Annotated in this window: 7 protein-coding genes and 1 pseudogene; 2 read left to right on the plus strand and 6 right to left on the minus strand. The window is 65.1% G+C overall.

Annotated features, from left to right (window positions below):
* Nucleotides 1-686 (minus strand): outer membrane protein (locus tag MKK88_RS15565; protein ID WP_244001190.1); only part of this gene is annotated, 686 nt, incomplete at its 3' end.
* Nucleotides 687-1279: 593 nt separating this feature from the next.
* Nucleotides 1280-1681 (minus strand): hypothetical protein, encoded by a 402-nt coding sequence (locus MKK88_RS15570; protein ID WP_244001192.1) that lies wholly within the window; start codon nucleotides 1679-1681, stop codon nucleotides 1280-1282.
* Between the two features lie 191 nt (nucleotides 1682-1872).
* Here MKK88_RS15570 and MKK88_RS15575 point away from each other — a divergent pair, with 191 nt between their 5' ends.
* A complete protein-coding gene (locus MKK88_RS15575) occupies nucleotides 1873-2043 on the plus strand; it encodes a DUF3606 domain-containing protein (RefSeq protein WP_244001193.1) in 171 nt (56 codons plus the stop codon).
* Between the two features lie 228 nt (nucleotides 2044-2271).
* Here MKK88_RS15575 and MKK88_RS15580 read toward each other — a convergent pair whose 3' ends face one another.
* The 3 genes from MKK88_RS15580 to MKK88_RS15590 all read right to left on the minus strand — a co-directional run bounded on the left by MKK88_RS15580 (nucleotide 2272) and on the right by MKK88_RS15590 (nucleotide 3950).
* Complete coding sequence (locus MKK88_RS15580; RefSeq protein ID WP_244001195.1) at nucleotides 2272-2745, minus strand: tellurite resistance TerB family protein; 474 nt, start codon at nucleotides 2743-2745, stop codon at nucleotides 2272-2274.
* Nucleotides 2746-3453: 708 nt separating this feature from the next.
* On the minus strand, nucleotides 3454-3714 hold the full coding sequence (locus MKK88_RS15585; RefSeq protein ID WP_244001197.1) for a hypothetical protein: 261 nt from the start codon (nucleotides 3712-3714) through the stop codon (nucleotides 3454-3456).
* Between the two features lie 92 nt (nucleotides 3715-3806).
* A complete protein-coding gene (locus MKK88_RS15590) occupies nucleotides 3807-3950 on the minus strand; it encodes a hypothetical protein (RefSeq protein ID WP_167627822.1) in 144 nt (47 codons plus the stop codon).
* A gap of 417 nt (nucleotides 3951-4367) precedes the next feature.
* On the opposite strand from MKK88_RS15590, the gene MKK88_RS15595 reads away from it, so the two are divergent.
* Nucleotides 4368-6056, plus strand: coding sequence for a methyl-accepting chemotaxis protein (locus MKK88_RS15595; protein WP_244001199.1), 1689 nt, complete (start codon nucleotides 4368-4370; stop codon nucleotides 6054-6056).
* A 207-nt stretch (nucleotides 6057-6263) separates the two neighbouring features.
* On the opposite strand, the pseudogene MKK88_RS15600 reads toward MKK88_RS15595, so the two are convergent.
* Nucleotides 6264-6538 (minus strand): annotated as a pseudogene (locus MKK88_RS15600) (IS701 family transposase); the annotation flags it as partial.
* Between the last annotated feature and the right edge of the window lie 863 nt (nucleotides 6539-7401).

The following is a 7401-nucleotide window of genomic DNA, read 5'->3' on the forward strand; positions in this document are numbered from 1 at the left end:
TACAGGCCTTCGACCTTGAGCGTCACGGCCGACGAGCGGAAGAAGTTCAGGAACGAGTCGGTGGGGAGCGCGTACTCGATGCCGCCGCCGACCGCGTAGCCGGTGCGGAAGCTGTCGTTGCCGGGGAAGCCGCCGAACGAACGGTCAGGGCTGGCCGAGCCGTAGGCGAAGCCGCCGGTGCCGGACACGAGGGTGCGGTCGCAGGCGTAGCCGGGGCGGCCGCGCGCGATGCCGACGTAGTAGAGGCTCGACAGGCCGCGCGGGTGGGTGACGTAGTAGCCGGGGGCGACGGCGCCGCTGACGAAGGCGTTGTTCCGGCTGCGGCCGAAGTCGAGGTACTGGGCGTCGGCCTCGATGCCGAACACCACGCCGTTGCCGGGGGTCAGCTGGAAGTTGTAGCCGATCTGGCCACCGCCGGAGAAGCCGTCCTGGCTGCGGTTGCGGAAGGTGGCGGTGGTGCCGGCGGCGGCGTAGGGGGTTGGGACGCCGAAGGTTGAGTTGTTGTTGCTGTTGCTGCTGGCGTCGAAGGCGTAGCCGGCGTTGATACCGAAGTAGGCGCCGGTCCAGGTGAACACCGGAACGGGGGTGAACACGGGCGGCGGGGCGGCGCGGCGCGGCAGGTCGGCAGCCGAGGCGGCGGCGGTCAGGGCGGTGAAGGCGGCCAGAGAGGCGAGGAGCTTGGTCATCGGGTAAGGTCCAGAATTTCGTCTGGAGCTATGGCTACCGGACGGTGAGCGAATTGGCTGTAGTTTTATGGACACACCGCTTGCTGGCGAGGGAGGCTATCGTAGTAAACCGTCTATGAACGCGCACTAGACCGCTGCAATACTTCGCGATGTACACGTTCGAGCGCCACAACATCCCAGAGGCGCTTTGGTTTCCACCTGTCGGTACGTTGACAGCTGGCTGTGGCTGAGATGCTACGGGGTGGATCGTCCACGCAGATGGTCCACCACCATCGGCGATGGCCTCTGGTGGGGCGCGCAAGCCGGCCGGTGGCGCGATGGGCGGGGCAGGCGGATCCGGATAGTCGCGGAAGCCGACATCCCAGGCCGTGCCCGTCGAACGCAGGTCGTCCGGGCAGCGGCCCATCGGAACCACGACATCTCAAGCAACGCGGACGCCAGCCTCGCGGCCTTCCGCCGGCGATGCCACAGGATCCGCGACCGGCCGGAGCATCAGCGGCGGCTTTGGCGGACGCTGTTCCGACGCAGGGCGAGGGGCGATCTTTTCGGAGGGCCCGATGCCTGAGGGTCTACGAGCGAAGAGAGTTCAATCGTCAGCTCGCCCGATTGAGATCCAGGTCGCGGATGAGGTCGCCAATCGGGTCGCCTTCAGCAGCCTTCCCTTGAGGGGCCGGCGGCATGAGCTTGCCCGACAATGTCGGCGACGACCTTGCTCCCGGCGGCGGAGTCACCGTCAGATGATGCGACAGCAGCGCTCTGCTGTTGGCCATTACCAATGCAGGTTCGCTGCCGTGTAGTTTCCCAGGTGGGTCGGTCCAAGCCGGCGACGTTGATGGCGCATTGATAGCCACCGTGACGACCCGCGCCCTTCGATCAGATCGCTCGTAATTGCCCGGATGCAGCACATGAGCCGCGGCAAGCAGGCCGGCAACTGCGATCGCCGTGGTGGCCAAGGTGGATCGATAATGTTCCATGTCGGCAGAACAGACGGCCAAGCTAGCTGTTCCGATCGGTCCTCGGTGATAGCTAACCATGACTTTACAGCCGCAACCCACCAGCGGATTCAGGCCGGCGTTCAGGCCCTTTCGGATTGCGGTGAATGACTGGGACGGGCGTGCAACCCGGGCGGCGCTGCAGGGTTGCACGCCAGACACTCAGCGTCGTGGTAACGCCCTCGGATCACCCCATGCCGACCGAACTGCACGACAAGGCCCATATCGACGTGTTCGACCGCGCTGCCCGCGCGCTTTGGGCCCTCCGCTTTGGGGTCACGGAGGATCGTCTACGCAAGGACGCGCGGATGGTCGGCTCGCGTGCCACCAGCGTCGCGGCCTGCCTGGGTCAGTCGGTCCGCTAACGCAGGGCGTCGTGGTGGCTCGGCTCTTCCATGCCAGCTCGAACGGCGATCGATGGTTGCTGATCTGCGATCCGACCGACGGACGAAGCCTCATTCGGCACGAGGCCAATCCTGCCTCGGGTGGGCACGTGACGGAAATCGGCTTGTCTGCGTTCCTCGCTGCAGACCGTGGCGGACCAGAACACAGGGCGCTCTGGCTGCTGATCGCCACGCTGACGGATGACGGGTCTACCCCTGCGTTTGCAGTCGTTTAGATCGCGCCGGCACGGCCTCCAGCAACAGTGTCTTATTTACGAGCAAGGCCGTGGCGATCTCAGCCAGCGCGACGTGCTCGATCTCGGCGATTCCGTCGTGGTCAGCCACATCTGCCGCCACCAGGAACACACCCTCGCGCTGCTCCGCTGGCCGGCCGGCGATGACCGCAACCCGGCGGAGGTTGTCAGCCCGTCCTGCTCGGGTGCGCGCCCGGCCGATCGCCTCGTACAGTGCCTCCTCCAGCATCAGGACGTCGTAGCCCTTTTCCAGGATCGGACTAGCGATCACCCCGGTCAGCGCGGTCTCGAACTCTGCGCCGGCAACCTCGCCATCGGCAACGATGACGTTGGCAGCGGCCGAAACCCCGGCCTGCATCAGTGCCTCGTCGCCCGCATAGGCAGTGACGGTCTGACGGAAGCGTGCGAGCAAATCTTGTACGAAGGGCATAGCGATGGGCTGCTTATCGAATTGACACCGCTACGCGAGGGCTCGGACGTCGAAAGGCACCTGCGAGCGGATGCCCACGGGGTGAGGGCGCATGGTTAACAAAGCCTGTCGACGGGCCGCCGACGCGAGAGTCGGTCGTCAGCGGCACCACGAAGCAGCGCCGCACCAGCGCATACCCGCGACCGATCCGGTCATGGTCGGATCGTCGACGAGGCGTTGGCCCCCTGCCTTAGGCCTATTCGCCTCGACCAGCATGGCCGCGGAGATGCAGCACAGCACCAGGGCGGAGATCCATAGAGCGGCTCGGAGGGTGCGGGTGGTACGCTTCGACATACCCACAGCGTGGTGTCGGAGCGTTAGCGAACTCTTAGTCCGTGAGGGCAGCGATCAGCCGGCCGAATGCCAGGCGTCGGCCGCTCGGCCCCGCCCCGATCTGCTCACGGGGCGGGGGACCGTCCGATCTCACCCGCGGTAGGCCGATACGCAACGTGGCCCAGAGGCATCATGCTGGAGGTGGGTTAGGCGCTCGTGACCAGACAGAACGCTCACGTGTCCCAGGTTGGCCCCCGGGCCTAGGACGCGCCGGCCGCGCGTGAACGGGGGGCACGGCAACCGGCGCGCTCGCGTGCGGGAGCGTGCGGGCACTCAACCGCTGCGATGAATGGGAACGGGATCAAGCGATCAAGGATCCCAGCCTCTGGGCGTGCGTCAGTCTACCCCACAGTCGAGCAGATCGCGCCGGCGCTGCTCGGAACTCTCCCGAGCCTCGTCCTGCCAACTGACGTCTGGCGGATCCACGTCGCGTCGGAATAGCCGCTCGCCCGGCATGTACAGGCTGCGTGGGTCGGCAGGCAAAGCACCTGTCGTCTCAGGATCCTGAACGCAAGCGCGCGCAGTCTGGTCGACCTGGGCGAACACCGGCCCCGCGCATACGACCATGGCCGCGATGAGCGCGAGCAGTTTCCGCATGGGGTATTCCTGATCAACCATGAAGGCACGTGTATCGCACCGGCGTGGGCGATCCTGACGTACCCCCTTCAGAGCTGGATGGCGCCGCTCGATTAGCGCGCCATCAGCGTGGCTGGCCGAGCCTTATGCCGAAACAGGTTACCAAGAAGCCGAAAAGGCAGGCGCACCAGCTTGTAGGTGGCGTGGGCAGCCATGACGGCGAGGACGGCAAGCAGCGCCAACAGGGTATTGACCAACGCAGTACTCCCAGCGGCATGAACACGGCGGCCGCCACCGCCATGGCATCGAGTTAGCGCGCCGATCGCGGCGGGATTGTGGGCCGCTGGGCTATACGCGTCGGCAGGCGGACGGCGCCCGGTGACCTGTTCGGCGGTCCTTACGCTTCGAGCGAGACCGTCCGTATCCCGGCCGGCCCGATACCAAAGTGAACCAACGGGCGGCGACCGCACGCTCCCAGACACGCGCCCTGGTCAGCCAGCCGCCGCTCAATACCCAAAGTGGGACGGCCGGGATACATACAGAAACAACGCTGAGCGCCATCGCTAAATGCTATTCCGAACTATAGCTTCGATGTCTATTAACTATTCCGGATCAGGTTGCGGCTCCGGTGGCTTGAAGCGTTTCGGCTTAGTGGCTGCCTTACGAGGTACGCTGTGTCGTTTCAACCAATGTCGATCCGCAACAAACTGATCCTCGCGTTCTCAATCCTATCTTTGCTGCTCGTCGGCGTCGGGTTTCTAGGGCTAGCCAGCACCCAGAAGATGCGCGAGCAGGCCGTCGATGTAGAGACGAACTGGTTGCCGAGCATCCGCGTGTTGGGTGAAATCGATACGCTTACAGCCCGTACCTCGGGCTCCATGTTGCGCCATACCCAGTCGACGGATCCCGCGCTCCTCGGTGGCATCGAGAAGGATACGGAGCGCTTCGCTCAGAAGCTTGGTGAGAAGAAAGCACTCTACGAGACGCTGATCAGCTCGCCCGAGGAGCGTGCGATCTACGAAACTTTCGCGCGAGAATACCGCAGCTTTGAGATGGTTCGCGATGCCGTCTTGGACTTGTCGCGCAAGGGACAAAAGGCCGAGGCGTTCGCCCTCTACGAGAGCAAGGGCATCATCCCACGCCGCGCAGCCTCGACAGCGCTCGACAAGCTGCTGGTCCTCAACAACGAGGGAGCTGCCCGGGCTCAGGCGCAGAGCAAAGCCACGTATGAGAGCACGTCGGTCTGGGGCGTGACCGCCATACTACTCGGTCTCGCCGTATCCGCCATTGCGGCGCTCCTGATCATCCGAGGCATCACCCGTGGCATCGCCTCGGTGGTGCAGCCGATGCAGGCTCTGATTGCCGGGGACCTCTCGGTGGAGATCCCGCATCGGGGTCAGAAGACCGAGATCGGTACGATCGCGGACGCCGTTCAGGTGTTCAAGGACGGCTTGATCCGCATGAGGGCTTTGGAGGCGGAAACTGAGCAGGCGCGCCTGGCCGCGGAGGAGCAGCGCAAGGTCGGAATGCGGCAGATGGCCGACGGCTTCGAGGCTGCGGTCGGCGGCATCATCGGCATGGTGTCGTCGTCTGCGACCGAACTGCAGGCAACGGCGCAGACCATGACCGCTACGGCGACCGAGACTGCCAGCCAGTCCACCACCGTGGCGGCGGCAGCCGAGGAAGCGGCCTCGAACGTCAACACCGTCGCCGCGGCGGCCGAGGAACTTGGCTCGTCCGTCCAGGAAATCGGCCGCCAGGTCGCAGGCTCGGCCGAACTCGCGCAGCGGGCCGTTCGGGAGGCCGATCAGACCGGCACGCTGGTACAGGAACTGAGCGCGGCCGTGTCCCGGATCGGCGACGTGGTCGGTCTGATCTCGAACATTGCCGGCCAGACCAATCTGCTGGCGCTCAACGCCACGATCGAAGCAGCCCGTGCCGGGGCAGCCGGCAAAGGCTTTGCCGTCGTCGCTTCCGAGGTGAAGGCGCTGGCCGAGCAGACCGCCAAGGCGACGAACGAGATCTCCGGGCAGATCGCGCAGATCCAGGCCTCGACCGGGCAGGCGGTGACGTCGATCGGTGGCATCACCGGGCGCATCCGCGAGATTAACGACGTCGCCACCTCCATCGCGGCGGCTGTCGAACAGCAGGGCGCTGCTACGCAGGAGATCGTGCGCAACGTCAGCCAGGCGGCGATGGGCACAGGTGAGGTGACAAGCAATATCTCAGGTGTGGCGAACGCAGCCGAGGAGACAGGCGCGGCGGCTAGTCAGGTTCTGGGTGCGGCCTCCGAACTCTCGCGTCAGTCCGAGCACCTCAACGCCGAGGTCGGACGCTTCCTCGCTACCGTGAGGGCGGCCTGAACGAGGGCCGTTTCATAGTTCGATCGACGAGGGGCCGCTTCCATGGAGGCGGCCCTTCTTCATGGGGCGAGCGATTTGTGTGAAGGGGAGGGCCATGGACCCGTGCCTTGCGGTGTTCAGATCCCCCGCCACACCGAGCCTCACATGACTGGCGGGCCTGGCACTACGTTGGCGGATTGATTTCAGGGTAGGAGATTGAGGAGGGTGCTACAGTGTGGGCATCGCCGCGGCGGTGGCCGACTGAGGTGATCGAGGATGGCCTGCCGGATCGCCGGCATCCGGGGCTAGGGCGGCTGGCAGGCATGTCTTTTTTCGTCCTGCCGCTGCGAGGCGCCGTGTCTGAAGGAAGGCGTAGGCCCTCATCGCCATCAGAGCGTGCCGATGCAGCACGGTCCACGAGCGGCCCTTGAAGTGGTCGAGGCCGAGCTTCTCTTCATCGGCTGGTGAGCCTGCTCGCAGATCCAGCGCGCCTTGGTCGACGCATTCGCCCAACGTGCGCCGGGTGACCAAGCGTGCGTATCCGGCGTTTAGTGCGCGTGGTGCGGCGTGCGGTTGGACCACACCACAGCGCCAAAGGAATCGAACGAAGGAATGAGCTCGTGCCGCGCGCTTCGGGCGGGGGAGAAATCCACCCACCTGATGGGGATACTGGGGTCGAAAGACTGGGTTGCTATCTTGTAACCCATTGCCACCACTTACTTTTCTGGACCGAAAAATAAGTGGTGGAGCTGAGGGGATTAATGCCCGGGCGACGGATAAGTCGTTGCGGCGCTTGTAATTCAATCCTGTCAATAGCTTGACGGGACGCATCCTGGGACGAACGAGGGACTAATACCTTCCGGGCGGGATCTAACCCCCGATTGGCGGGCGAGCGCCATCGCCGAGGATTCGGGGGAAGGCGCCCTTCCGGGTGAGAGACGGCAGTCCATGTCCGGGCTCACCATTGGTCACCGGTGCATCATGGTGACGGTCCGACGCCTGGCGCTCATGAACCGCGGTTGACCCGCCCTGTGCCGCGGCATGGAAGGGCATCTTCCAAGCCAAGCGACCGGCCGCGCAGGACCTCCGGTGCTCCTCCGGCGTCGAAAACCTCGAACATACGTGTTCCAGCCGGATGGCGAGCAGGCTGTTCGGTCAGTGCGTATCGGGCACGCCCTCCGGGGACATCCCGGAACCAGCCGGCCCCGCGGACACGGGGTCACCCTGTCAAACAGCGTTGAACATTGACCCTGGATCGGCGTCGAACTTTGGCTCTGACTCATTCTCGCTGACGCCGGCGGCGTTGAGGTTGCGGATATCTACGATGGAGCCGCAGCATGCGCCCCCGCTTCAGGCCGTCGAGCCT

The organism is Methylobacterium sp. E-005, from assembly GCF_022829725.1.
In the GTDB taxonomy this organism is placed as follows: Bacteria; Pseudomonadota; Alphaproteobacteria; order Rhizobiales; family Beijerinckiaceae; genus Methylobacterium.

Coding starts and splice junctions, on each gene's coding strand:
- MKK88_RS15575 (WP_244001193.1), top strand. CDS start 1,873: ATGCCGACCGAACTGCACGACAAGGCCCATATCGACGTGTTCGACCGC.
- MKK88_RS15580 (WP_244001195.1), bottom strand. CDS start 2,745: ATGCCCTTCGTACAAGATTTGCTCGCACGCTTCCGTCAGACCGTCACT.
- MKK88_RS15585 (WP_244001197.1), bottom strand. CDS start 3,714: ATGCGGAAACTGCTCGCGCTCATCGCGGCCATGGTCGTATGCGCGGGG.